General features: G+C 68.2%; 17 protein-coding genes and 1 tRNA gene. 12 read left to right on the forward strand and 6 right to left on the reverse strand.

What is annotated here, in order from left to right; genetic code table 11:
* Positions 1–70: 70 nt before the first annotated feature.
* The 4 genes from AC3RCE_RS15805 to AC3RCE_RS15820 all read left to right on the forward strand — a co-directional run bounded on the left by AC3RCE_RS15805 (position 71) and on the right by AC3RCE_RS15820 (position 6810).
* Positions 71–2074: a peptidase U32 family protein gene (locus tag AC3RCE_RS15805; RefSeq protein WP_218294579.1), complete on the forward strand. Its 2004-nt coding sequence runs from the start codon at positions 71–73 to the stop codon at positions 2072–2074.
* Positions 2075–2129: 55 nt separating this feature from the next.
* A complete protein-coding gene (locus tag AC3RCE_RS15810; protein ID WP_492253438.1) occupies positions 2130–4823 on the forward strand; it encodes a cation-translocating P-type ATPase in 2694 nt (897 codons plus the stop codon).
* A gap of 168 nt (positions 4824–4991) precedes the next feature.
* A complete protein-coding gene (locus AC3RCE_RS15815; RefSeq protein WP_492253439.1) occupies positions 4992–6275 on the forward strand; it encodes an O-acetylhomoserine aminocarboxypropyltransferase/cysteine synthase family protein in 1284 nt (427 codons plus the stop codon).
* Between the two features lie 85 nt (positions 6276–6360).
* Positions 6361–6810: an energy transducer TonB gene (locus tag AC3RCE_RS15820; RefSeq protein ID WP_218294576.1), complete on the forward strand. Its 450-nt coding sequence runs from the start codon at positions 6361–6363 to the stop codon at positions 6808–6810.
* 27 nt (positions 6811–6837) lie between these two features.
* On the opposite strand, the gene egtB is transcribed toward AC3RCE_RS15820, so the two are convergent.
* Together egtB and egtD are read right to left on the reverse strand one after the other, a co-directional pair.
* Positions 6838–8073 carry an ergothioneine biosynthesis protein EgtB gene (egtB, locus tag AC3RCE_RS15825; protein WP_492253440.1) on the reverse strand — a complete coding sequence of 412 codons (1236 nt, stop codon included), beginning with the start codon at positions 8071–8073 and terminating at the stop codon, positions 6838–6840.
* 8 nt (positions 8074–8081) lie between these two features.
* Positions 8082–9002, reverse strand: a complete 921-nt coding sequence (gene egtD, locus AC3RCE_RS15830) for an L-histidine N(alpha)-methyltransferase (RefSeq protein ID WP_218294574.1) — start codon at positions 9000–9002, stop codon at positions 8082–8084.
* A gap of 327 nt (positions 9003–9329) precedes the next feature.
* On the opposite strand from egtD, the gene AC3RCE_RS15835 reads away from it, so the two are divergent.
* Positions 9330–9578: a DUF1272 domain-containing protein gene (locus AC3RCE_RS15835; RefSeq protein ID WP_218340971.1), complete on the forward strand. Its 249-nt coding sequence runs from the start codon at positions 9330–9332 to the stop codon at positions 9576–9578.
* Positions 9575–10207 carry a LysE family translocator gene (locus tag AC3RCE_RS15840; protein WP_492253441.1) on the forward strand — a complete coding sequence of 211 codons (633 nt, stop codon included), beginning with the start codon at positions 9575–9577 and terminating at the stop codon, positions 10205–10207. Before AC3RCE_RS15835 ends, AC3RCE_RS15840 begins: the two co-directional genes overlap by 4 nt.
* Before the next feature lie 125 nt (positions 10208–10332).
* Here the strand turns inward: AC3RCE_RS15840 and AC3RCE_RS15845 are convergent, their stop codons facing one another.
* Together AC3RCE_RS15845 and AC3RCE_RS15850 are read right to left on the reverse strand one after the other, a co-directional pair.
* A complete protein-coding gene (locus AC3RCE_RS15845) occupies positions 10333–10923 on the reverse strand; it encodes an OmpW/AlkL family protein (RefSeq protein ID WP_492253442.1) in 591 nt (196 codons plus the stop codon).
* A 136-nt stretch (positions 10924–11059) separates the two neighbouring features.
* Positions 11060–12049, reverse strand: a complete 990-nt coding sequence (locus AC3RCE_RS15850; RefSeq protein WP_492253443.1) for a DUF808 domain-containing protein — start codon at positions 12047–12049, stop codon at positions 11060–11062.
* A 249-nt stretch (positions 12050–12298) separates the two neighbouring features.
* On the opposite strand from AC3RCE_RS15850, the gene AC3RCE_RS15855 reads away from it, so the two are divergent.
* The gene (locus AC3RCE_RS15855; protein ID WP_492253444.1) at positions 12299–12988 is read left to right on the forward strand and encodes a class I SAM-dependent methyltransferase; all 690 of its coding nucleotides are present in this window, start codon (positions 12299–12301) and stop codon (positions 12986–12988) included.
* Positions 12989–13192: 204 nt separating this feature from the next.
* On the opposite strand, the gene purL is transcribed toward AC3RCE_RS15855, so the two are convergent.
* Complete coding sequence (gene purL / locus AC3RCE_RS15860) at positions 13193–17200, reverse strand: phosphoribosylformylglycinamidine synthase (protein WP_492253445.1); 4008 nt, start codon at positions 17198–17200, stop codon at positions 13193–13195.
* A 159-nt stretch (positions 17201–17359) separates the two neighbouring features.
* On the opposite strand from purL, the gene map reads away from it, so the two are divergent.
* The 3 genes from map to AC3RCE_RS15875 all read left to right on the forward strand — a co-directional run bounded on the left by map (position 17360) and on the right by AC3RCE_RS15875 (position 21624).
* Positions 17360–18175, forward strand: a complete 816-nt coding sequence (gene map / locus AC3RCE_RS15865) for a type I methionyl aminopeptidase (RefSeq protein WP_218294567.1) — start codon at positions 17360–17362, stop codon at positions 18173–18175.
* Positions 18176–18274: 99 nt separating this feature from the next.
* Complete coding sequence (locus AC3RCE_RS15870) at positions 18275–20866, forward strand: [protein-PII] uridylyltransferase (protein WP_492253446.1); 2592 nt, start codon at positions 18275–18277, stop codon at positions 20864–20866.
* 320 nt (positions 20867–21186) lie between these two features.
* The gene (locus tag AC3RCE_RS15875; protein WP_218294565.1) at positions 21187–21624 is read left to right on the forward strand and encodes a universal stress protein; all 438 of its coding nucleotides are present in this window, start codon (positions 21187–21189) and stop codon (positions 21622–21624) included.
* Positions 21625–21651: 27 nt separating this feature from the next.
* On the opposite strand, the gene def is transcribed toward AC3RCE_RS15875, so the two are convergent.
* Positions 21652–22191, reverse strand: coding sequence for a peptide deformylase (gene def / locus AC3RCE_RS15880; RefSeq protein WP_492253447.1), 540 nt, complete (start codon positions 22189–22191; stop codon positions 21652–21654).
* Between the two features lie 101 nt (positions 22192–22292).
* Between def and AC3RCE_RS15885 the strand changes: the two genes are divergently transcribed.
* Together AC3RCE_RS15885 and AC3RCE_RS15890 are read left to right on the forward strand one after the other, a co-directional pair.
* The gene (locus AC3RCE_RS15885) at positions 22293–22715 is read left to right on the forward strand and encodes a YbaN family protein (protein WP_492253448.1); all 423 of its coding nucleotides are present in this window, start codon (positions 22293–22295) and stop codon (positions 22713–22715) included.
* A gap of 125 nt (positions 22716–22840) precedes the next feature.
* A tRNA-Asn gene (locus AC3RCE_RS15890) sits at positions 22841–22916 on the forward strand.
* Positions 22917–22951: the final 35 nt, after the last annotated feature.

Below are 22951 nucleotides of genomic sequence, written 5' to 3' on the forward strand. Positions count from 1 at the left end.
GGTCCGTGCCCCCGTGCTCGATACCCGAGGGATGCTCCACGGCATGGCGAAACTGAAATAATCACGCCCCATGTCCCTCCTGCCCCACCAGCTCGAACTGCTCTCGCCCGCGCGCGACGCCGACATCGGCATCGAAGCCATCAACCACGGCGCCGACGCCGTCTACATCGGCGGCCCGGCCTTTGGCGCACGCGCCAGCGCGGGCAACGACATCCGCGACATCGAGCGCCTGGTGAAGCACGCGCACCGCTTCAACAGCCGCATCTTCATCACGCTCAACACCATCCTGCGCGACGACGAACTGGAGGCCGCGCGCAAAATGGCCTGGCAGGTGTACGAGGCCGGGGCCGATGCACTCATCATCCAGGACATGGGCCTGCTCGAAATCGACCTGCCGCCCATCCAGCTGCACGCCAGCACCCAGACCGACATCCGCACGCCCGAAAAGGCGCGCTTTCTGCAGGACGCGGGCCTCTCGCAGATCGTGCTGGCGCGCGAGCTCACGGTGCAGCAGATCGCCGCCGTGCACAAGGCGCTGGGGCCGGTGGATGCCCCAGGCCGCGCCAACATCGAGTTCTTCATCCACGGCGCGCTGTGCGTGGCCTACAGCGGCCAGTGCAACATCAGCCATGCGCAGACCGGCCGCAGCGCCAACCGGGGCGACTGCAGCCAGGCCTGCCGCCTGCCCTACCAGGTGACCGACGCGCAGGGCCGCTTCATCGCGCACGACAAGCACGTGCTCTCCATGAAGGACAACAACCAGAGCGACAACCTGCGCGCGCTCATCGACGCCGGCGTGCGCAGCTTCAAGATCGAAGGGCGCTACAAGGACATGGGCTATGTGAAGAACATCACCGCCCACTACCGCACGCTGATCGACGAGATCCTGGAAGAGCGCGAGGCGCAAGGTCGGCCGCTGGGCCGGTCCTCGAGCGGGCGTACCACCTTCACCTTCACGCCCGACCCGCTGCAGAACTTCAACCGCGAGTTCACCGACTACTTCGTGACCGGCCGCAAGGAAGACATCGGCGCGTTCGACACCCCCAAGAACCCGGGCCAGCCCATCGGCTGGGTGACCAAGGTAGGGCCCGACTTCGTGGAACTGGAGGTGAGCGACCCCGCCACCGTGCTGCACAACGGCGACGGCCTGTGCTACTACGACCTGCACAAGGAGCTGGTGGGCATGGCCATCAACGTGGCCGAGCCCGTGTCAGCGCGCAGCGTGGGCCAGTGGCGCGTGTACCCCAAGGACCCGATGGAAGGCTTCAAGGACCTGCGCAAGGGCACCGAGGTCAACCGAAACCGCGACATGGACTGGGTGCGCACGCTGGAGAAAAAGTCCAGCGACCGCCGCATCGGCCTGTGGGCGCACCTGAGCGAAACGCCTTGCGGCTTCAGCCTGATGCTGACCGACGAGGATGGCAACGTGGGCTGTACTGATGTGCAGCAGCCGCACCAGCCTGCCACCGATGCCGCCAAGGCCGAAGCCAGCCTGCGCGAGCAACTGGGCCGCTTCGGCGCCACCATCTTCGCGGTTCACGACATTGCGCTGCAACTGTCACAGCCCTGGTTCGTGCCCGCCTCGGTGCTCAACGCGCTGCGCCGCGATGCGCTGGCCGACCTGGAAGCAAACCGCGCGCGCAACTTCGAGCGCCTGCAGCGCGCCACGCCCATCGAGCCGCCAGCGCCCTACCCCGAGGACACGCTGAGCTTTCTGGGCAACGTGTTCAACCACAAGGCGCACGATTTTTACGTGCGCCACGGCGTCAAGGTGATCGATGCGGCCTACGAGGCGCACGAGGAAGAAGGCGAAGTCAGCCTCATGATCACCAAGCACTGCGTGCGCTTCAGCATGAGCCTCTGCCCCAAGCAGGCCAAGGGCGTGACGGGTGTGCAGGGCACCATCAAGGCCGAACCCTTGATGTTGATCAACGGCAAGGAAAAGCTGACCTTGCGCTTTGACTGCAAGCCCTGTGAAATGCACGTGGTGGGCAAGATCAAGCGCCAGGTGCTGAACCAGGTGCCGGAAGCCCCGCTCCAGTTCTACAAAGCCCGGCCGCAAGTCGCGCACTAAGGCAAGGCCGAAGAAGTCCTTGCGCGGGCGTGCGGCCCGTCTCACCGATCGCCGCATGTCCCCATCCACCGCCCCGCACCTGCACCCCACCGAGGCCGTGGCCCAGGCCCATGGCGTCAACCCTGACGCAGGCCTGCACGCCGACGAAGCCCTGCGCCGCAGCGCCATCCACGGAGCCAACGAACTGGCGGCAGGGCAAGACCGCCCCTGGTGGCGCCTGCTGGCCGACCAGTTCAAGGACTTCATGGTGCTGGTGCTGCTGGGTGCGGCCATCATCTCGGGCCTGGTGGGCGAGGTCACCGACACGCTGGTCATCCTCGTCATCGTGGTGCTCAACGCCGTCATCGGCTTTGTGCAGGCCTGGCGCGCCGACCAGGCCATGGCCGCGCTGCGCCAGCTGGCGGCGGCGCACGCCACGGTGCTGCGCAGCGGAGCCGTGCAGGTGGTGCCCGCCAGGGCGCTGGTGCCGGGTGACATCGTGCTGCTGGAGGCGGGCAACCAGATCCCGGCCGATCTGCGGCTGATCGAGATCGCGCAGCTGCAGGTGGATGAATCCGCCCTCACGGGCGAGTCCGTCACCGTGGCCAAGCAGACCGAAGCCCTGGCGGCCGAGGACGTGGGCGCCTTGGGCGACCGCACCAACATGGCCTTCAAGGGCACCACCGCCACGCATGGCCGGGCACGCGGCCTGGTGGTGGCTACCGGCATGCACACCGAGCTGGGCAAGGTGGCCACGCTGCTCGACGCGGGCGACCGCAGCACCCCGCTGCAGTTGCGCCTGGCGGCCTTTGGCAAGCGCCTGGCGATTGCGGTGCTGGGCATCTGCGCGGTGATCTTTGTGGTGGGTGTTTTGCGCGGTGAGGCACCGTTGCTGATGGCCCTCACTGCCATCAGCCTAGCCGTGGCCGCCATCCCCGAGGCCCTGCCTGCGGTGGTCACCGTGCTGCTGGCACTGGGCGCGCGCCGCATGGTGGCCGTGCATGCGCTGGTGCGGCGATTGCCCTCGGTGGAGACGCTCGGCTCGGTCACCACCATCTGCTCGGACAAGACCGGCACCCTGACGCAAAACCGCATGCATGCCGAGCTGCTGCTGGCCCACGGTGTGCGCTGGGTGCCCGGCGACCCCCTGCCCGGCCCCGCCCATGCCGAGGCCTTGCGCGCCGCCGCGCTGTGCAACGACGCCACGCTACAGGCGCGAAGCGATGGCGACGCCCCAGGCACGCAGTGGCTGGGGGACCCCACCGAAACCGCACTGGTGCTGGCAGCCCGCTCCGGCGGGATGGACAAGGCCCTGCTCGACATCGAGTTCCCTCGCGTGCAGGAGCAGCCGTTCGACTCCGACCGCAAGCGCATGACCACCTTCCACCGCGTGGCGGACGGCTACGTGGCCTATACCAAGGGCGCGCCCGAATCGGTGCTGCCCCGCTGCACCGCCCACTGGGTGCTCGAAGGCACTGCCGCCCTGGATGCCGCCGCCATGCTGGCCGCCGCGCAGCAACTCGCTGGCCAGGGCCTGCGCGTGCTGGCGCTGGCCCGGCGCGGCCACGCGCGCCTGCCCGACACCAATGACATCGACGCCGTGGAAAACCAACTGGAGCTGCTGGGCCTGATCGCCCTCATCGACCCGCCCCGCGCGGAGGCGCAGGCCGCCGTGCGCGACTGCGTCAGCGCGGGCATCACGCCGGTGATGATCACGGGCGACCACCCCGCCACCGCGCGCGCCATTGCGCACCGGCTGGGTATCGTGCGCAGTGCCGATGCCCCGGTGCTCACCGGCGCCGACCTTGCAACACTCGACGACGCCGCGCTGCGGGCGAAGGTGGAGCAGGTGCAGGTGTACGCCCGCGTGGACCCGGCGCAGAAGATCCGCATCGTCGAGGCGCTGCAGGCCCAGGGCCACTTCGTCGCCATGACGGGCGATGGCGTGAACGATGCCCCGGCGCTCAAGCGCGCCGACATCGGCGTGGCCATGGGCCAGGGCGGCACCGACGTGGCGCGCGAGGCATCGAGCCTGGTGCTGCTGGACGACAACTTCGCCACCATCGTCGCGGCCGTGCGCGAAGGCCGCCGCATCTACGACAACATCCGCAAGTTCGTGCGCTACGCGATGACGGGCAACTCGGGCGAGATCTGGACCATCTTCCTCGCGCCGCTGTTGCTGCTGCCCATTCCGTTGCTGCCCATCCACATCCTGTGGGTCAACCTGGTCACAGACGGCCTGCCCGGCCTGGCGCTGGCGGCCGAACCGGCCGAGCGCGGCATCATGCAGCGCCCGCCCCGTGCGCCGCGCGAGAGCCTGTTTGCGCATGGCATGTGGCAGCACATATTGGGCGTGGGCCTGCTCATCGGCGGGCTGTGCCTGGCGGTGCAGGCCTGGGCCCTGCACACCGGCCACGCGCACTGGCAGACCATGGTGTTCACGGTGCTCACGCTCGCGCAGATGGCGCATGTCATCGCCATCCGCTCCGAATCCGAACCCATCTGGCGCCTGGGCCTGCTGAGCAACCGCCCGCTGCTCTACGCCGTGCTGCTCACCTTTGCGCTGCAGATGGCCACCATCTACGTGCCCTGGCTCAACCCCATCTTCCGCACCGAGCCGCTGAGCCTGGGCGAGCTGGCGCTGTGCATTGGCGCCGCGCTGGTGGTGCTGGTAGTGGTGGAAATCGAGAAGGCCTGGCGCCGCAGCCAGCAGGCGCGGCGCACCACCCCAGAGCCCATGGACAGCGCCATGGACGAGCCTTCTGACTGAAAGAGCCCACGGCGCACAAGAACGTCATAAGCACATAGCCAACGATTCGATGACGCCACGGGCCAGCAGTGCCAGAATGGCCCGCGCCATCGGCACATCGGCAACGCCCAGCCATGCGTGGAGCCCGGTGGTGCCACTCCCTTCCCTTCAACGAAAGAGACAGCCTTCATGAGAATCGAGACCCTGGCCGTACACGCTGGCTACAGCCCCGACCCCACCACCAAGGCCGTGGCCGTGCCCATCTACCAGACGGTGGCCTACGCGTTTGACAGCGCCCAGCATGGCGCCGACCTGTTCGATTTGAAGGTGCCGGGCAACATCTACACCCGCATCATGAACCCCACCACCGACGTGCTCGAAAAGCGCGTCGCGGCGCTCGAAGGCGGCATCGCCGCGCTGGCCGTGGCCTCGGGCATGGCGGCCATCACCTATGCCATCCAGACCATTGCCGAGGCAGGCGACAACATCGTGTCGGCCAGCACGCTGTATGGCGGCACCTACAACCTGTTTGCCCACACCCTGCCGCAGCAGGGCATCACCACCCGCTTTGCCGACCCGCGCGACCCGGCCAGCTTCGCGCAGCACATCGACGCGCGCACCAAGGCGATCTTCATCGAATCCATCGGCAACCCGCTGGGCAACGTGACCGACATCCGCGCGCTGGCCGATGTGGCCCATGCGCACGGCATTCCGCTGATCGTGGACAACACCGTGCCCAGCCCCTACCTGCTGCGCCCCATCGAGCATGGCGCCGACATCGTGGTGCATTCGCTCACCAAGTACCTGGGCGGCCACGGCAACAGCGTGGGCGGCGCCATCGTGGACAGCGGCAAGTTCCCGTGGGCCGAGCACAAGGCCCGCTTCCCACGCCTGAACGAGCCCGATGTGAGCTACCACGGCGTGGTCTACACCGAAGCCCTGGGCCCCGCCGCCTTCATCGGCCGCGCGCGCGTGGTGCCGCTGCGCAACACCGGCGCGGCCCTGTCGCCGCAAAGCGCCTTCCTGATCCTGCAGGGCATCGAGACCCTGGCCCTGCGCATGGACCGCATCTGCGACAACACGCTGGCGCTGGCGAAGTACCTGCAGGGCCACCCCAAGGTGGAATGGGTGCGCTACGCCGGCCTGCCCGACCACCCGGACCACGCGCTGGTGCAGCGGCAGTCGGGCGGCAAGGCATCCGGCATCCTGAGCTTTGGCCTCAAGAGCACCGACGCCGACCCGCGCGCTGCGGGTGCACGCTTCCTCGACGCGCTGCAGCTCTTCACCCGCCTGGTGAACATCGGCGACGCGAAATCGCTGGCCACGCACCCCGCATCGACCACGCACCGCCAGCTCAACCCCGAAGAGCTGGCCAAGGCGGGGGTGAGCGAGAGCATGGTGCGGCTGTCGGTGGGCATCGAGCACGTCGATGATCTGCAGGCCGACCTGGTGCAGGCACTCGAGGCTGTCTGAGCGTACGGCAACAGCCGGCGCCAGTTGCGGGATACTGGAGGACCTGCCCCGCGAATCGCGGGGCGCTCCCTGATTCAAGATCGCCATGTCCCGCCTATCCCCTCTTGCCCCGGTCACTCTCGGCCTGCTGATTCTGGCCGGCTGCAGCTCCACATCATCCATCCCGCCGCGCGGAGTGGATGTGACCGAATCCCACGTCACCAGCTTCCGCCAGAAGGAGGACGAGCAACTGCTGCAAAAGCAGGTTTCGCCTCCGCTGGATGCGCCTTTGACGCTGCTGGAGGCACCGCTGCCGCGCTACCCGTCCTTCCTCCTGAATGACACCTCGCTCAAAGCGCGCGGCGATGTGACGGTGTCGTTCGAGATCATGCCCAGCGGGCTGGTCGGCACCGCGCGCGTGCTGTCAGGAACGGGGGAGGATGCGCTGCACAAGCCGGCGATCGATGCGGTGCGCCGCTGGAAATTTGCGCCGCTGCTGCGCAATGGGGAGCCCGCCCGCCTGGTGCTGCAGCACACCTTCCGCATGGAACCCTGAGCGCGCCAGATACCGCCGCAAAGCCGCTCATGCGTCACGAGCCAGCCGCACACCCGTGTACTGCCAGCGGGCCGTGGCCGGGAAGAAGTTGCGGTAGGTGCTGCGCGCATGCCCGGGCGGCGTGGCGCAGGAGCTGCCGCGCAGCACGTACTGGTTGACCATGAACTTGCCGTTGTACTCGCCCACGGCGCCGTCGGCCGTGCGAAAGCCTGGGTAGGCGGCGTAGCTCGACTGCGTCCATTGCCAGGCCGCGCCGAACAGCTGCTCCAGGCCATGCGCGCCAGTTGTCCCTGCGGTCTGCGCGGCATGCTCCCATTCGGCTTCCGTGGGCAGGCGTGCGCCCACCCAGCGCGCATAGGCGTCCACTTCGTAGTACGACAGGTGCACAACCGGCATCGCGCTCTGCACGGGCCGCAGGCCCGCCAGGGTGAACTCGTGCCAGGCGCCGTCGTCCCGCCGGTGCCAGTACAAGGGGTGCCGAAGCCCCTGGGCCACGCGCCAGTCCCAGCCTTCGGCCAGCCAGTGGGCGGGGTTGTCGTAGCCCCCACCTTCCACGAAGGCCATCCATTCCGCGTTGGTCACCAGCCGCGAGGCCAGTGCGTACGGCGCCAGGTAGGCGCGGTGGCGAGGGCTTTCGTTGTCGAAGGCGAAGCCGTCTCCGCCATGGCCCACCTCCACCAGCCCGCCTTCCAGATGCCGCCAGCCCAGGGGCCTGGCCGCCGGTACGAGCGCCTGGTCGCCGACGGGCACCACGGCGGCGCCATAGGCGGGATGCACAGGGTTGCACGACAGCAGGTGCTTGATGTCCGTCACCAGCAGTTCCTGGTGCTGCTGCTCGTGCTGCAGGCCCAGCTCGATCAGCGCACACAGCGTGGCGTTCTGCAGCACGGCGGGCACCAGGCGCGCCATCCGCCGGTCCACATCGGCGCGGTAGGCCAGCACCTCGTCCAGCGGCGGGCGCGTCAGCAGCCCCCGCTGCGGGCGCGGGTGCTTGGCGCCCACGCCGTTGTAGTAGGAATTGAACAGCACGCGGAACGCGGGCTCGAAGGGCGCGAAGCCCGGCTCGTTCGGCTCGAGCACAAAGGTCTCGAAGAACCAGGTGGTGTGCGCCAGGTGCCATTTGGCCGGGCTGGCATCGGGCATGGACTGCGCGCCGCAGTCCTCGGCCGACAGCGGTGCCACCAAGGCCACGGTGTGATCCCGCACAGCGCCGTAGCGCGACAGCAGCACGGCGAGCGGGGAGCAAAAATCCATATTGGTCATACGGGCCCTCAGGGTCTGGCGTGCACCACGGCAAACCAGCCACGGTCGTCCGTCCACGCCTGGGCCTGCGAGAAGCCTGCGCGCGCCAGCATGTCGGTGAACACGTGCAGCGGGTACTTGTAGCTGTTTTCGGTGTGGATGCGTTCGCCCTGGTCGAACCTGCGCCCGCCACCGGGCCAGCGCACCTCGGAGTCAGCCATCGCTTCCAGGTGCATCTCGATGCGCGACTCGCCCGGGTTGAAGAACGCCCGGTGCCGCCACTGGTCCACATCGAAATCGCTGCCGATCAATCGATTCACATGCCGCAGCACATTGCGGTTGAAGGCGGCGGTCACGCCGGCGGCGTCGTCGTAGGCCGCCTCCAGCACCTCCACGTCCTTGGGCAGGTCGATGCCGATGAGCAGGCCGCCGTCATCGTCGATCAGCTCGCGCATGTGGGCCAGCAAATCCAGCGCGTGCGGCGGGTCGAAGTTGCCGATGGACGAGCCCGGGTAGAACACCAGCCGTCCCGTGCGCGGAATGTCCTCGGGCAGGGCCACGCCCTGGGTCATGTCGCCGCCCACGGCCCGCGCGTCCAGCCCCGGAAAATCGTCGCGCAGGCCCCGCACCGCCGCCTGCAGGAATTCCGCCGAGATATCCACGCCGACGAAGCACGCGGGCTGCACCAGCCGGCACAGCGTGCGCGCCTTCTGGCAGTTGCCAGCCCCCAGCTCCACCAGCGTGCGCCCCGTGCCCACGGCCTGCGCGATGTCGGCCGCATGCTGCTGCATGAGGGCGGTTTCGGTGCGCGTGGGGTAGTACTCGGGCAGGCGGGTGATTTCCTCGAACAGCTGCGAGCCGTGCTGGTCGTAGAAATACTTGGGGGAAATGCTCGCGGGCCGCTGGTTCAGGCCACGCGTGATGTCGTCGTTGGGGCTGGGCAAAGGCATGGGTCTTGAAACGTCTTGCGCGGCAATGCCGCTGGTTCTGTCCGACGGGGCCGTCCCGGGAGCCCAATGCCCGCCAGGCTGCCACGTACCCAGGCAAGGGCGCGAAGCCCCACCGCATCCGCCATTGTGAGCCGAGCCGATGGCGCCGTGTGTAGGCCAAATCCCCATGGCGCGCGCGGGCCTTCGGGTGCGGAAGCCGGCGGCGCAGCCGCCAGGGGCCGCCGCGGACGGGGTGTACTGCCCGGCACGGGTCCATCTGTACCTTGTGAACGGCGCGCGCCCGGCATACGCTCGCCCTTCCCACGGACTTCTCACAAGGACCCTGCCATGCTTCAGATGCGCCCCAACTGCGAATGCTGCGACAAGGACCTGCCGCCCGATGCCACCAACGCGCGCATCTGCACTTTCGAGTGCACGTTCTGCAGCGACTGCGCCGGCGCCCGGCTGGGCCACGTGTGCCCCAACTGCGGGGGCGACCTCGTGCAGCGCCCGCGCCGGCCCGCCTCCAGGCTGGCGAAATACCCCGCATCCACCGAGCGGGTGCTCAAGCCCCAGGGCTGCGGGGTGATGGCATGACGCTCGCGACCCTGCTGGTCTTCTCGCTGGTGGCCCTGGTGGCCATCGCCACGCCCGGCCCCACGGTGCTGCTGGCGCTGGCCAACGGATCGCGCTATGGCGTGCGCCGGTCGCTGCCCGGCATGCTGGGCGCCGTGGCGTCGGATCTTGTGCTGGTCGGTGCCGTGGCGCTGGGCCTGGGCACGCTGCTGGCGGCGTCCGAGTTCTGGTTTTCGGTGGTGAAGTGGCTGGGCGCGGCCTACCTGGCCTGGCTGGGTTTGCGGCTGCTGCGCTCGCAGGGGGCGCTGGACCTGGCCGCAGCGGACGGCGCGGCCGCCGGGCCTGCGGCCACGCCGCGCGGCATCTTCACGCGCTCATTCCTGGTCGCGGCGACCAACCCCAAGGGATACCTGTTCTGCTCGGCGCTGATGCCGCAATTCATCGATGCCAGCGCACCACAATGGCCGCAGTACGCCGCCATTGCAGCCGTGTTCGCGGGCCTGGACTTCGCCGTGATGCTGGCCTACGCCGCCATCGGGGCGCGCGCCGTCAAGCTGCTGCACCGCCGCGCGGTGCTATGGCTGGACCGCTGCTGCGGCGGCGCGCTGCTGGCCCTGGCCGGATCGCTGGCCTTCTACCGACGGACGTAGATCCGTCATAGCCGATGAAAACTGGCGCACCGTCAACGCAAGCGCCACCGTGGATCCGGCTTTGCCGGTCCACCGCAGGCGTCCCCCGCAGGGGGAAGGCGCGAAGCGCCTCAGGGGGAGCCTGGCTAGAACCTCCAGCCCAGGCCCACGCCCACCAGCACGGGGTCTGCCTTGAAGGTGCCCAGCTTGGCGCCGCCTGCCGTCACGTCGGTCTTGATGAAGACCTTCTTCAGGTCGAAGTTGAGGTACAGATTCTTCTGCAGCGGAATGTCCACGCCCACCTGCAGCGCGGGGCCGAAGCTGTTGCGGTCAATGTCCACGCCGGCGGGCAGCTTCACGCCGGAAAAGCGCGTGTAGTTCAGGCCCGCGCCCACATAGGGCTTGAAGCCGGGTGCATCGAAGTGGTATTGCAGCAGCAGCGTGGGCGGCAGGTGCTTGAGCGAGCCGATGGCCGTGCCGGAGGCGCTCAGCGTGTGCTTTTGCGGCACGGTCAGGATCAGTTCGGCCGCGATGTTCTTGTTGAAGAAGTACGTGACATCGACTTCGGGGATGGTCTTGTCGTTGATGGTCAGGCCCAGGGGCGTGCTGTCCTTGTTGGCACTGCCCAGGTGCACGGCGCGCGCGCGGACCATCCAGGGTCCTTCAGCCTGTTGCGCCAGGGCGGCGCCGGAAGCCAGGGCGCAGAGGGCGGCTACTGCCAGCAGGTTCTTTTTCATAGTGATTTCACATCGGTTGGACGGGGACGACCCCCGTGCATCCATTGAACCGCCATGCCCCTCCACCGGCCTTGCCCTATCTCAAGCCCCTCGTATTAACCCTTAGACATACATCAAGAAAAACGGCCTGCCCTTGTCAATGCGCGGTGGATTTCCCGCGCAGGCGCTGCCCCAGCGTGACGGCCGCCAGCACCAGACCTCCCGCCACGATGCCGACCACCGCGTTGAGCAGGTTGGGCACCAGCACATGCCAGAGGGCGCCCACGGGCCATTGCGCGGCGGCCTCGCCAGCGGCATCCACCGCATGGTGCAGCGCGGGCACGCCATGCACCAGGATGCCGCCGCCCACGAGGAACATGGCGGCGGTGCCCGCCACGGACAGGCCCTTCATGAGCCACGGCGCGGCCCGCAGGATGCCCGAGCCCACCGCCCTGGCCACGGCGCTGGCCTTGCCGTTCAGCCACAGGCCCAGGTCGTCGAGCTTGACGATGCCGGCCACCAGGCCATATACGCCGATGGTCATGATGACCGCGATGCCCGACAGCACGGTGACCTGCTGCACAAACGGCGCCGACGCCACGGTCCCCAGCGTGATGGCGATGATCTCTGCCGACAGGATGAAGTCGGTGCGCACCGCGCCCTTGATCTTGTCCTTCTCGAACGCCACCAGGTCCACCGCGGGGTTGGCATTGGCCAGCACATGGCTTTCATGCTCGGCGGCGTCTTCGTGGGGGGCGTGCAGCAGCTTGTGGGCGACTTTTTCAAAGCCTTCAAAGCACAGGAAGGCACCGCCAATCATGAGCAGCGGCGTCACGGCCCAGGGCGCGAACGCGCTGATCAGCAAGGCCGCGGGCACCAGGATCACCTTGTTGATGAACGACCCCTTGGCCACGGCCCACACCACCGGAATCTCGCGCTCGGCGCGCACCCCCGTGACCTGCTGGGCATTGAGGGCCAGGTCGTCGCCCAGCACGCCGGCCGTCTTCTGCGCGGCCACCTTCGTCATGACCGAGACGTCGTCCGCCATGGCCGCGCTCTTCTTGGCGGCCACCTTGGTCATCAGGGCCACGTCGTCGAGGATGGTGGCGATGTCGTCCAACAGGGCAAGCAGGCTGCCAGAGGCCATGGGAAGTCCTTGAGATAGCAATGGAAAAGGCGGCATGCGTGCCGCCGCGCGTGGGCTGGACTATAGCAACGCACGGTCTTCGTTTGCGCCCGCCCCCCGGCCCCGGGAGCCTTTTGCGCAGGCCGTCGCCGTGGCCCTCCTCGCGGCCCGCCATGGGGGCTGCGGCGCGCAAGGCGCATACTCGCGCCCTCACCCACCACTTTGGGGTCCCCGGGGCTTGTCCCCCTGCACGGGCTTCACGCCCATGCCATGCCCGGCTACCTGACCAAGCAAGAAGACATCGCCATCACCGGCGCGGCAGACCTGATCATCCGCTCGCTCCTGGACAAGCAGCAGTTTTCCGACCCGGAGGGTGCCGCCGAAGCGCTGGGCATCTCTTCCGCCGCCTGGCCGCTGTTCGGCCTGCTGTGGCCATCGGGGGCCCAGCTGGCGCACCGCATGGCCAGCCGCCCCCTGCGAAGCGGCGAGCGCGTGCTGGAGATCGGCTGCGGCCTGGCCCTGGCCAGCCTGGTGTGCCACCGGCGCGGCGTGGACGTGACCGCCAGCGACTGCCACCCCCTGGCATCGGCCTTCCTGCTGGAGAACGTGCGGCTCAACGGCATGTCGCCGCTCAAGTACCGCACCGGGCAATGGGGAGCCGACTTGACCGACACCTGCGCCGATGTGCAAGGCCGGTTCGACCTCATCATGGGCAGCGACGTCCTGTACGAGCGCGACGCACGAGGCAGCCTGGCCAACTTCCTCGACCGCCATGCGGCCGAAAGCGCGCAGATCTGGATCGTGGACCCCAACCGCGGCAACCGCTCCGCCTTCAGCAAGCAGATGGCCGCGCTGCGTTTTGACGTGGTGGAAGAGCGCCTGGGCCACCCCGCGCTGGCCGATGTTCCGGCGTACAAAGGGCGGCTGCTGGTGTATCAGCGCGCCCCTGCAGTGGCCTGAGCAGGACTTGCCGGGCAGCCCGGCGCGACAGCGCCGCCAGCAGCCCGCCGGGCCCGCGCAGCCCAAACGCCCGTGCAGCCGTGCAAGGGCCGCCAAGCTGCGTATGCGGCGCTTTGCGGGCGTGCACCGGCTGCGCCCCTTCCCGCAGGGCAAGCCATTGAGAGAAGGGGGAAGGCGCGAAGCGACTCCGCAGGATGTGCTACGTCACCCCACCCACTTGCGGGCATTGCGCCAGATGCGCATCCAGGGACTGAGTTCGCTGCAGTCGCCCGAGGTCCAGCTCATCTGCACGTTGCGGAACACGCGCTCGGGGTGCGGCATGATGGCCGTGAAACGGCCGTCCGCCGTGGTCACGCCGGTCATGCCACCCGTGCTGCCGTTCGGGTTGAACGGGTATTGCTCGGTGGGCGCGCCGTGGTTGTCCACGAAACGCATCGCGGCGATGGCCGCGCCGGCGTTGCCGCGGTACTTGAAGTTGGCATAGCCCTCGCCGTGCGCCACGGCGATCGGCAGGCGGCTGCCCGCCATGCCCGCGAAGAACAGGCTGGGAGACTCCAGCACCTCCACCATCGACAGGCGGGCCTCGAAGCGCTCGCTCTGGTTGGTGGTGAAGCGTGGCCAGTCCTGCGCGCCCGGGATGATGTCCGCCAGCTCGGCAAACATCTGGCATCCGTTGCACACCCCGAGGCCAAAGGTGTCGGTGCGGCCGAAGAAGCCCTGGAACTGCTCGGCCAGCACGGGGTTGAAGGTGATGCTGCGCGCCCAGCCGATGCCGGCCCCCAGCGTGTCGCCGTAGCTGAAGCCGCCGCAGGCGACCACGCCCTTGAAGTCTTCGAGCTTGACGCGGCCGGTCTGCAGGTCGGTCATGTGCACGTCGTAGGCCTCGAAGCCGGCCTCGGTGAAGGTGTAGGCCATCTCGATGTGCGAATTGACGCCTTGCTCGCGCAGGATCGCGACCCGGGGTTTGGCCAGGTTCAGGAACGGCGCCGCCACGTTGTCGGCCGCGTCGAACGTGAGGTGCACGTGCATCCCGGGGTCGGCGGCCGCGCCCGCGGTGGCGTGCTCGGAGTCCGCGGTCGCGGGGTTGTCGCGCTGCTGGCAGATTTTCCAGCTCACGGCATCCCACACCTGGTGCAGGTCGGTGAGCTTGGCGCTGAACACGGCCTTGGCATCGCGCCAGACCTGCAGCTCGCCCTTGCCGGCGTCGATGCCCGACGATTGCGGACGCGTCTTGCCGACAAAGTGGCTGAATCTGGACAGGCCGTGCTCGCGCAGCACCTGCATCACATCGTTGCGCTCTGCGGTGCGCACCTGCAGCAGCACGCCCAGTTCTTCGTTGAACAGGGCCTTGAGCGTGAGCTCCTCGCGGCGCGCGCTGACCTGCTGCGCCCAGTTCTTGGCATCCCCGGTCTCCATGCGGCTGTCGCTGATGCCGTCGCCTTCAGTCACGAGCATGTCCACATTGAGCGCCACGCCCACATGGCCCGCAAAGGCCATCTCGGCCGCCGCCGCCAGCAGGCCGCCGTCGCTGCGGTCGTGGTAGGCCAGGACATGGCCCTTGGCGCGCAGCGCGTTCACGGCGTTGACCAGGTTCACCAGGTCCTGCGGATCGTCCACGTCGGGCACCACGTCGCCGCTTTGTTCCAGCGTCTGGCCCAGGATGCTGCCGCCCATGCGGTTCTGGCCCTTGCCCAGATCGATCAGCACCAGGGTGGTGTCATCCTCGGTGGCATCGAGCTGGGGTGTGAGCGTGCCGCGCACGTCGGAGAGCGACGCGAACGCGCTCACGATCAGGCTCACGGGGGACGTGACCTTTTTCTTGTCGCTGCCGTCGTTCCACTGCGTGCGCATCGACAGGCTGTCCTTGCCCACGGGGATGGAGACGCCCAGCGCCGGGCACAGCTCCATGCCCACGGCCTTCACGGTCTCGTACAAGGCAGCGTCTTCGCCGGGCTCGCCACACGCGGCCATCCAGTTGGCGGACAGCTTCACACGCGGCAGCTCGATGGGCGCAGCCAGCAGGTTGGTGATGGCCTCGGCCACGGCCATGCGGCCCGATGCGGGTGCGTTGATCGCGGCCAGCGGCGTGCGCTCGCCCATGCTCATCGCCTCGCCCGCAAAGCCCTTGTAGTCGGCCAGCGTCACCGCGCAGTCCGCCACCGGCACCTGCCAGGGGCCGACCATCTGGTCGCGGTGCGACAGGCCGCCCACGGTGCGGTCGCCGATGGTGATGAGAAAACGCTTGGACGCCACCGTGGGATGGGCCAGCACGTCGATCACGGCCTTTTGCAGCGGGACGCCGGTCAGGTCGATGGGCGCGAACTGGCGCTGCACCGTGGCCACGTCGCGGTGCATCTTGGGCGGCTTGCCCAGCAGCACGTTCATGGGCATGTCCACCGGCAGCTTCTGGTCGCCCGCCTCCACGGCGGTGTCCTGCAGCACCAGCTGGCGTTCCTCGGTGGCCGTGCCGATCACGGCGAAGGGGCAGCGCTCGCGCTCGCAGAACGCCTTGAACAGCGGCAGCGACTCGGGCGCGATGGCCAGCACGTAGCGCTCCTGGCTTTCGTTGCTCCAGATTTCCTTGGGCGCCATGCCCGATTCTTCGAGCGGCACGGCGCGCAGGTCGAAGCGAGCGCCACGGCCGGCGTCGTTCGTGAGCTCGGGGAAGGCGTTCGAGAGGCCGCCCGCACCCACGTCGTGGATGGCGAGGATGGGGTTGGCGGCGCCCTGCGCCCAGCAGTGGTTGATGACCTCCTGGGCGCGGCGCTCGATCTCGGGGTTGCCGCGCTGCACGGAGTCGAAGTCCAGTTCGGCGGCGTTGGTGCCACTGGCCATGGAGCTGGCGGCACTGCCGCCCATGCCGATGCGCATGCCGGGGCCGCCCAGCTGGATGAGCAGCGAGCCAGCGGGGAACTCGATCTTTGTCGTCAGGCCCGCGTCGATCACGCCCACGCCGCCGGCGATCATGATGGGCTTGTGGTAGCCGCGCTGCACGCCAGCGACTTCCTGCTCGTACTCGCGGAAGTAGCCCGCCAGGTTGGGACGGCCGAATTCGTTGTTGAACGCCGCGCCACCCAGGGGCCCTTCCACCATGATCTGCAGCGGGCTGGCGATGTGCTCGGGCTTGCCGACCGTGCTGCCCCAGAGCTTGGACACGGTGAACCCCGTGAGGCCGGCCTTGGGCTTGGAGCCCCGCCCGGTGGCGCCTTCGTCGCGGATCTCGCCGCCCGCGCCGGTGGATGCGCCCGGGAAGGGAGAGATGGCGGTGGGGTGGTTGTGCGTTTCCACCTTCATCAGCACGTGCTGGGTGGCGCTACTTTTTTGATAGCTGGTAGCGCCCGCTGAATCAGCGGTAGAGGCCATTTTGGCCACAAACCGCTCGACCTCGCCGCCTTCCATGACCGAGGCGTTGTCCGAATACGCGATCACCGTGTGCTGGGGCGCCAGCTGGTGGGTGTTGCGGATCATGCCGAACAGCGATTTGTCCTGCGCCACGCCGTCGATGGTGAACTGGGCGTTGAAGATCTTGTGGCGGCAGTGCTCGCTGTTGGCCTGCGCGAACATCATCAGCTCCACGTCGGTGGGGTTGCGCGCCAGGCCCGTGAAGGCGTTGACCAGGTAGTCGATCTCGTCGTCGGCCAGGGCCAGGCCGAAACGGGTGTTGGCGGCCTCCAGCGCGGCGCGGCCGCCGCCGAGCACGTTGACGTGCTCCATGGGCGCAGGCTGCAGCTCGGTGAACAGCGCTGCTGCTGCGGCGCGGTCGGCCACCACGGACTCGGTCATGCGGTCATGCAGCAGGGCGGCCACCTGGGCCAGTTGCTCGGCCGTCAGCTCGGGCGCCTTGCCCAGCAGGCCGGCCTTGAGGCTGATGCGGTATTCGGTGATGCGCTCCACGCGGCGGATGGCGATGCCGCAGTTGCGGGCGATGTCGGTCGCCTTGGACGCCCAGGGCGACAGCGTGCCCAGGCGGGGCGTGACGATGATGGCGGTGCCCTCGGCGGGGCCCGCATAGGGGTCGCCATAGGTCAGCAGGGCGGCCAGGCGCTCATGGTCGGCGGGCGTGGGGGCCGCGTCGGTGGCGACAAGGTGCACGAAGCGCGCTGCAATGCCGCTGATCTTGGGGTGAATGGCCTCCAGGGCGGGTTGGAGTTGCTGGGCGCGGAAGGTGCTGAGGGCGTTGCCGCCCGCCAGCGTGGTCATGTGCAAGGTCACGGTAGCGGCCTGTTGGGTGTGAGGGGTACGGTCGAGGCGCCGACCCGGGCCCGGGCTCTGGCCTGGGCATGTGGGTGGACAGCCCGGCATTTTACCGGGCGGACCAGGGCCGCCGCCCGCCTCCAAGCAGCCGGCGGGGGGCGATGGGATAATTACGCCATGAGCATCACCATCAAAAGCGCAGAAGACATTGCCGGCATGCGCCTCGCGTGCCGCCTGGCCTCCGAAGTGCTGGACTACATCGCCCCCCACATCAAGCCCGGCATCACCACCAAGGAAATCGACCGCCTGGGTGCCGAATGCATGGCCCAGCAGGGCACCATCTCGGCCACCGTGGGCTACCAGCCGCCCGGCTACCCGCCCTACCCCGCCTCGCTGTGCACCTCGGTCAACCATGTGGTGTGCCACGGCATCCCCAACGACAAGCCGCTCAAGAAGGGCGACATCGTCAACGTGGACGTGACCGTGATCACCAAGGACGGCTGGTACGGCGACAACAGCCGCATGTACCAGATCGGCGAGTGCTCCATTGCCGCCAAGCGCCTGTGTGCGATCACCTTCGACGCCATGTGGCACGGCATCCTGCAGGTGAAGCCTGGCGCCCACCTGGGCGACGTGGGCCACGCCATCCAGAAATTCGCCGAAGGCCAGGGTTTCTCCATCGTGCGCGAGTTCTGCGGCCACGGCATCGGCCAGAAGTTCCACGAAGAACCCCAGGTGCTGCACTACGGCCGCCCCGGCACGCTGGAAGAACTGGTGCCCGGCATGGTCTTCACGATCGAGCCCATGATCAACGCCGGCCGCCGCGAGGTGAAGGAGTTCGGCAACGACGGCTGGACCATCGTGACCAAGGACCACAGCCTGTCGGCGCAGTGGGAACACACCGTGCTGGTGACCGAGACGGGCTATGAGGTGATGACCCTGTCGGCCGGCTCGCCCGCGCTGCCCGCCTTCGTGACGGCCACGGCCACCTGACGGCCGCACCGGCAACGCCTGCGCGACCGGCATTCACACTGGCTCGCACAACTCTTGCATGGCTTTTTTCATGGCACCTTATCTGCGCGCACCACGACCATGACCGAACTCCATGCCCTGCGGGACGCCTACCGCAGCGACAAAGCCGCCCTGCTCGCCGCCCTGCAGGCCACGGGCGCCTCCACGCGTGGCATCCGCGTGCTGCTGCGCAAGCTCTCCACGCTGGCCGGCGCCCTGCTGCACACGCTGTGGCAGCGGGCGCAGCTCCCAGCGGACATGGCGCTGGTGGCCGTGGGCGGCTTCGGGCGCGACCAGCTTTTCCCCTATTCGGATGTCGACGTCCTGCTGCTGATGCCCGATGGAAGCGCCCCCGAGGCCGGCAGCGAGCTGCGCACGCGGCTGGAGGGCTTCATCGGCAGCTGCTGGGATGCGGGCCTGGAGATCGGCTCCAGCGTACGCACCGTGGCCGAATGCCTGGCCGAAAGCGCGGGCGATGTCACCGTGCAGACCTCGTTGCTCGAATCGCGCCTGGTGTGCGGCAACACGGCGCTGTTCGCCGAATTCCAGCGCCAGTACCGCCTGCAGATGAACCCGCAGGCCTTCCTGGTGGCCAAGACGCTGGAGATGCGCCAGCGCCACAACAAGTACGAGAACACGCCCTACTCGCTGGAGCCCAACTGCAAGGAGTCGCCCGGCGGGCTGCGCGACCTGCAGATGATCCTGTGGGTGGCGCAGGCCGCGGGCCTGGGCCGCAACTGGAAGGAACTGGCCGCCAGCGGCATGGCCACCGCCTTCGAGGTGCGCCAGATCGAGCGCAACGAGGCCGTGCTCTGCCTCATCCGCGCGCGCCTGCATGCAGCCGCCGGGCGGCATGAGGACCGCCTGGTGTTCGACCTGCAGACCGCCGTGGCCGAGTCCTTCGGCTACCGCTCGCAGGCGCCCGACGGCTCGCGCCTGCCCATGCGCGCCAGCGAAAGCCTGATGCGGCGCTACTACTGGGCGGCCAAGGCCGTGTCGCAGCTCAGCCAGATCCTGCTGCTGAACATCGAGGAACGCCTGAACCCCTCGACCCACGAGCCGCGCCCCATCAACGAGCGCTTCTTCGAGAAGGCCGGCCTGATCGAGGTGGCCAGAGACGACCTGTACGAGCGCGACCCGCACGCCATCCTGGAAACCTTCCTGCTCTACCAGACCACCGTGGGGCTCAAGGACCTGTCGGCGCGCACCCTGCGCGCGCTGTACAACGCACGCGGGGTGATGGACGGCGCGTTCCGCCGCGACCCGGTCAATCGCGCCAACTTCATGCGCATCCTGCAGCAGCCCTCGGGCATCACGCATGCCATGCGCCTCATGAACCAAACCTCGGTGCTCGGGCGCTACCTGTGGGTCTTCCGGGGCATCGTGGGGCAGATGCAGCACGACCTGTTCCATGTGTACACGGTCGACCAGCACATCCTCATGGTGCTGCGCAACGTGCGCCGTTTCTTCATGGCCGAGCACGCGCACGAATACCCGTTCTGCTCGCAGCTCGCGGGCGGGTGGGACAAGCCGTGGATCCTGTACGTCGCGGCGCTGTTCCACGACATCGGCAAGGGCCGCGGCGGCGACCATTCGCAGATCGGCGCCGTCGAGGTGCGGCGCTTCTGCCGCCAGCATGGCGTGGACCGCGAAGACGCCAGGCTCATCGAGTTCCTGGTCAGCGAACACCTGTCGATGAGCCGGATCGCCCAGAAGGAAGACCTCTCCGACCCGGACGTGATCGCGGCATTCGCCCAGCGCGTGGGCAACGAACGCTACCTGACCGCGCTGTACCTGCTCACGGTGGCCGATATCCGTGGCACCAGCCCCAAGGTCTGGAACGCCTGGAAAGGCAAGCTCCTCGAAGACCTGTACCGCGCCACGCTGCGCACCCTGGGTGGCCGGGCGCCGGATGCCGCCGCCGAGATCGAGGCGCGCAAGCGCGAGGCGCTGGTGCTGCTGGCCCTGAGCGCCCTGCCCTTCGAGGCCCACAAGGCCCTGTGGGCCACGCTGGATGTGAGCTACTTCATGCGCCACGAAGCGGCGGACATCGCCTGGCACACGCGCCACCTGTCGCGCCATGTGGGCACGGCCAGGCCCGTGGTGCGCGCGCGCCAGTCGCTGGCGGGCGATGGCCTGCAGGTGATGGTGTATGCCGCCGACCAGGCGGACCTGTTCGCGCGCATCTGCGGCTATTTCGACCGCGCGGGCTTCAGCATCCTGGATGCGCGCGTGCACACCGCGAACAATGGCTATGCGCTCGACACCTTCCAGGTGGTGGCCTCGTCGCAGGCGGGGCACTACCGCGAACTGACCCATATGGTCGAAAGCGACCTGGTGCGCGTGATCGAGGCGGGCGGGCCGCTGCCCGAACCCGCGCGCCGGCGGGTGTCGCGCCGCGTGAAGAGCTTTCCGGTGGCCCCGCGCGTCACGCTGCGCCCCGACGAAAAGGCGCAGCGCTGGCTGCTGGCCATCTCCGCCAGCGACCGTGCGGGCCTGCTGTACCTGGTGGCGCGCATCCTGGCGCAGCACCATCTGAGCGTGCAGTTGGCCAAGGTCAGCACCCTGGGCGAACGTGTCGAAGACACCTTCCTGGTCCAGGGCCCCGAACTGCAGAACAATGCACGCCAGATCGAGATCGAGACCGAACTGCTGCGCGAGCTGGCTGACTGACTAGCGGCCTACCGCATCCCGTCTCCGGCCTCCGGGCAGGCGGTGGATCCTCACGAGAAGGCTGCGCGCCAAGATGCTATTCCATTGATAGCATCCATCGCATGCCAATCAAGCGCCAGGGCTCATTTCCCCCTGTTGTCGAATGCTGAAGCGCGCCAGGGCTGGCGCTTGCCTTGCGCCCATCTTGAGCCTATAACAGCCACATGCATGTGGCGCGTTCATGGCGCCCACGGTGCCTGCCAGCCGCGTTGCGCCACCGCACCCGGGCAGGCGACCCGGCGCCCTGCCGGGACTGCCCACGCAGCCCCCAAGGAGCCAGCATGTACAAGCACATCCTGATGCCCTCCGACGGTACGGCGCTGTCGGAAGCGGCCATCCTGCGCGGCATGCGCTTTGCCCGCGAAGCCCACGCCAAGGTCACCGGCTTTTATGCCCTGCCCGAATTCCATGCACTTGCGTACCACACCGCCATGCTGGAACACACGCGCAAGAGCCAGGAAGACCAGGCCCGGGCGAGGGCCGAGGAGGTCCTGAACTACATCCGGGAGACCGCGGCACAGTACAGCGTGCCCTGCGACACCCTGACCAGCATCAGCGACCATCCGTACGAAGCCATCATCGACGCCGCGCACGCGCAGGGCTGCGACCTGATCCTGATGGCCTCGCATGGCCGCCGCGGCCTCCAGGGCATCCTGCTGGGAAGCGAGACCCTCAAGGTCCTCACGCACAGCAAGATCCCGGTGCTCGTGCACCGTTGACCCCAAAGCGGGCGCTGGTTCCGCCCGTCAGTCGTCCTCGGCGGCGCTAATGTCGGGGAAGAGCACTTCCGTGAAGCCGAACTGCGTGAAATCGCGCACCCGCATCGGGTACAGCTTGCCAACGAGGTGGTCGCACTCGTGCTGCACCACACGGGCATGAAAGCCGTCCACCGTGCGGTCTATGCGGTCGCCGTAAGGATCGAACCCCGTGTAGCGGATGCGCGCCCACCGGGGGACCTTGCCGCGCAGCCCCGGCACGGAAAGGCAGCCTTCCCAGTCCTCCTCTTCTTCATCGCCCAGCGGCGTGATGACGGGATTGAGCAGGACGGTGGGAGGAATCACCGGACGCTCGGGGTAGCGCGGATTGCGTTCGCCGGAGCCAAAGATCACGAGCTGCAGATCCACGCCGATCTGCGGCGCGGCAAGCCCCGCCCCATTGACGGAGCGCATGGTGTCGAACATGTCCCGCACCAGAAGATGAAGATCGTCTGTATCGAATGCAGTCACGGGCTGGGCAACGCGCAGCAGGCGCGGATCGCCCATCTTCAGGATGGTGTGGATGATCATCGGTGTGAAATTTCTGCGAAAGCGGCTGGCGCGCGCCAGCCTGCGGCAGCATAGCGCGTGTCGGCGCGCCGCGCAGCGGCGCGCCCATTCACAATACCGGCATGGACTCTCCTCCAGACCAGGCCTCCACCGACACGGCCCCGCCCCTGCGCCCCTTGCCATGGCCCGCCCGCTGGCTGCTGCTGGTCTTTGCCGTGGCGTGCCTGGTGATGGGCATCATCGGCGTCATCGTTCCCGGGCTGCCCACCACGGTGTTCATTCTCATGGCGGCATGGGCTGCGGCCCGCAGTTCGCCCCGGCTGTACCGCTGGCTCTGGAACCACCACCTGTTCGGCCCGCTCTTGCGCAACTGGGCCCAGGGAGGCTGCGTGAGCCGGCGCGCCAAATGGAGCGCCACGTGCCTCATGGCGCTGAGTGGGATCGTGCTGTTTGCGACGGGCACGCGCACCTGGATCGCCGTGCTCGCCATCACCTGCATGGCGTGCGTGCTGGCCTGGCTGTGGCGCAGGCCCGAGCCGCAGTGAGCGAATGGGCAGCATCGAAAGCCAGGCATGCGCCCCGCACTCCCGGCCGGGGCACCGTGCAAATCGTCGGGCACATCCGCGAAGCGGCTGGAGCCCATTTTTTATGTATATAATCTAAGTCTTGTTCCTCGATAGCTCAGTCGGTAGAGCGCCGGACTGTTAATCCGTAGGTCCCTGGTTCGAGCCCAGGTCGAGGAGCCAAGAATTTGCAGGCCCTGCATGTGTACGCGGGGCCT

This window comes from Acidovorax sp. GW823-FHT05D11, from assembly GCF_058795695.1.

What these genes read in the sequence shown, in the direction of transcription:
- AC3RCE_RS15885 (WP_492253448.1), top strand. Translation starts at nt 22,293, where the DNA reads ATGGACTCTCCTCCAGACCAGGCCTCCACCGACACGGCCCCGCCCCTG.
- AC3RCE_RS15875 (WP_218294565.1), top strand. Translation starts at nt 21,187, where the DNA reads ATGTACAAGCACATCCTGATGCCCTCCGACGGTACGGCGCTGTCGGAA.
- AC3RCE_RS15815 (WP_492253439.1), top strand. Translation starts at nt 4,992, where the DNA reads ATGAGAATCGAGACCCTGGCCGTACACGCTGGCTACAGCCCCGACCCC.
- AC3RCE_RS15850 (WP_492253443.1), bottom strand. Translation starts at nt 12,049, where the DNA reads ATGGCCTCTGGCAGCCTGCTTGCCCTGTTGGACGACATCGCCACCATC.
- egtB (WP_492253440.1), bottom strand. Translation starts at nt 8,073, where the DNA reads ATGACCAATATGGATTTTTGCTCCCCGCTCGCCGTGCTGCTGTCGCGC.
- AC3RCE_RS15845 (WP_492253442.1), bottom strand. Translation starts at nt 10,923, where the DNA reads ATGAAAAAGAACCTGCTGGCAGTAGCCGCCCTCTGCGCCCTGGCTTCC.
- AC3RCE_RS15870 (WP_492253446.1), top strand. Translation starts at nt 18,275, where the DNA reads ATGACCGAACTCCATGCCCTGCGGGACGCCTACCGCAGCGACAAAGCC.
- AC3RCE_RS15840 (WP_492253441.1), top strand. Translation starts at nt 9,575, where the DNA reads ATGACGCTCGCGACCCTGCTGGTCTTCTCGCTGGTGGCCCTGGTGGCC.
- AC3RCE_RS15855 (WP_492253444.1), top strand. Translation starts at nt 12,299, where the DNA reads ATGCCCGGCTACCTGACCAAGCAAGAAGACATCGCCATCACCGGCGCG.
- map (WP_218294567.1), top strand. Translation starts at nt 17,360, where the DNA reads ATGAGCATCACCATCAAAAGCGCAGAAGACATTGCCGGCATGCGCCTC.
- AC3RCE_RS15810 (WP_492253438.1), top strand. Translation starts at nt 2,130, where the DNA reads ATGTCCCCATCCACCGCCCCGCACCTGCACCCCACCGAGGCCGTGGCC.
- AC3RCE_RS15835 (WP_218340971.1), top strand. Translation starts at nt 9,330, where the DNA reads ATGCTTCAGATGCGCCCCAACTGCGAATGCTGCGACAAGGACCTGCCG.
- def (WP_492253447.1), bottom strand. Translation starts at nt 22,191, where the DNA reads ATGATCATCCACACCATCCTGAAGATGGGCGATCCGCGCCTGCTGCGC.
- egtD (WP_218294574.1), bottom strand. Translation starts at nt 9,002, where the DNA reads ATGCCTTTGCCCAGCCCCAACGACGACATCACGCGTGGCCTGAACCAG.
- AC3RCE_RS15820 (WP_218294576.1), top strand. Translation starts at nt 6,361, where the DNA reads ATGTCCCGCCTATCCCCTCTTGCCCCGGTCACTCTCGGCCTGCTGATT.
- AC3RCE_RS15805 (WP_218294579.1), top strand. Translation starts at nt 71, where the DNA reads ATGTCCCTCCTGCCCCACCAGCTCGAACTGCTCTCGCCCGCGCGCGAC.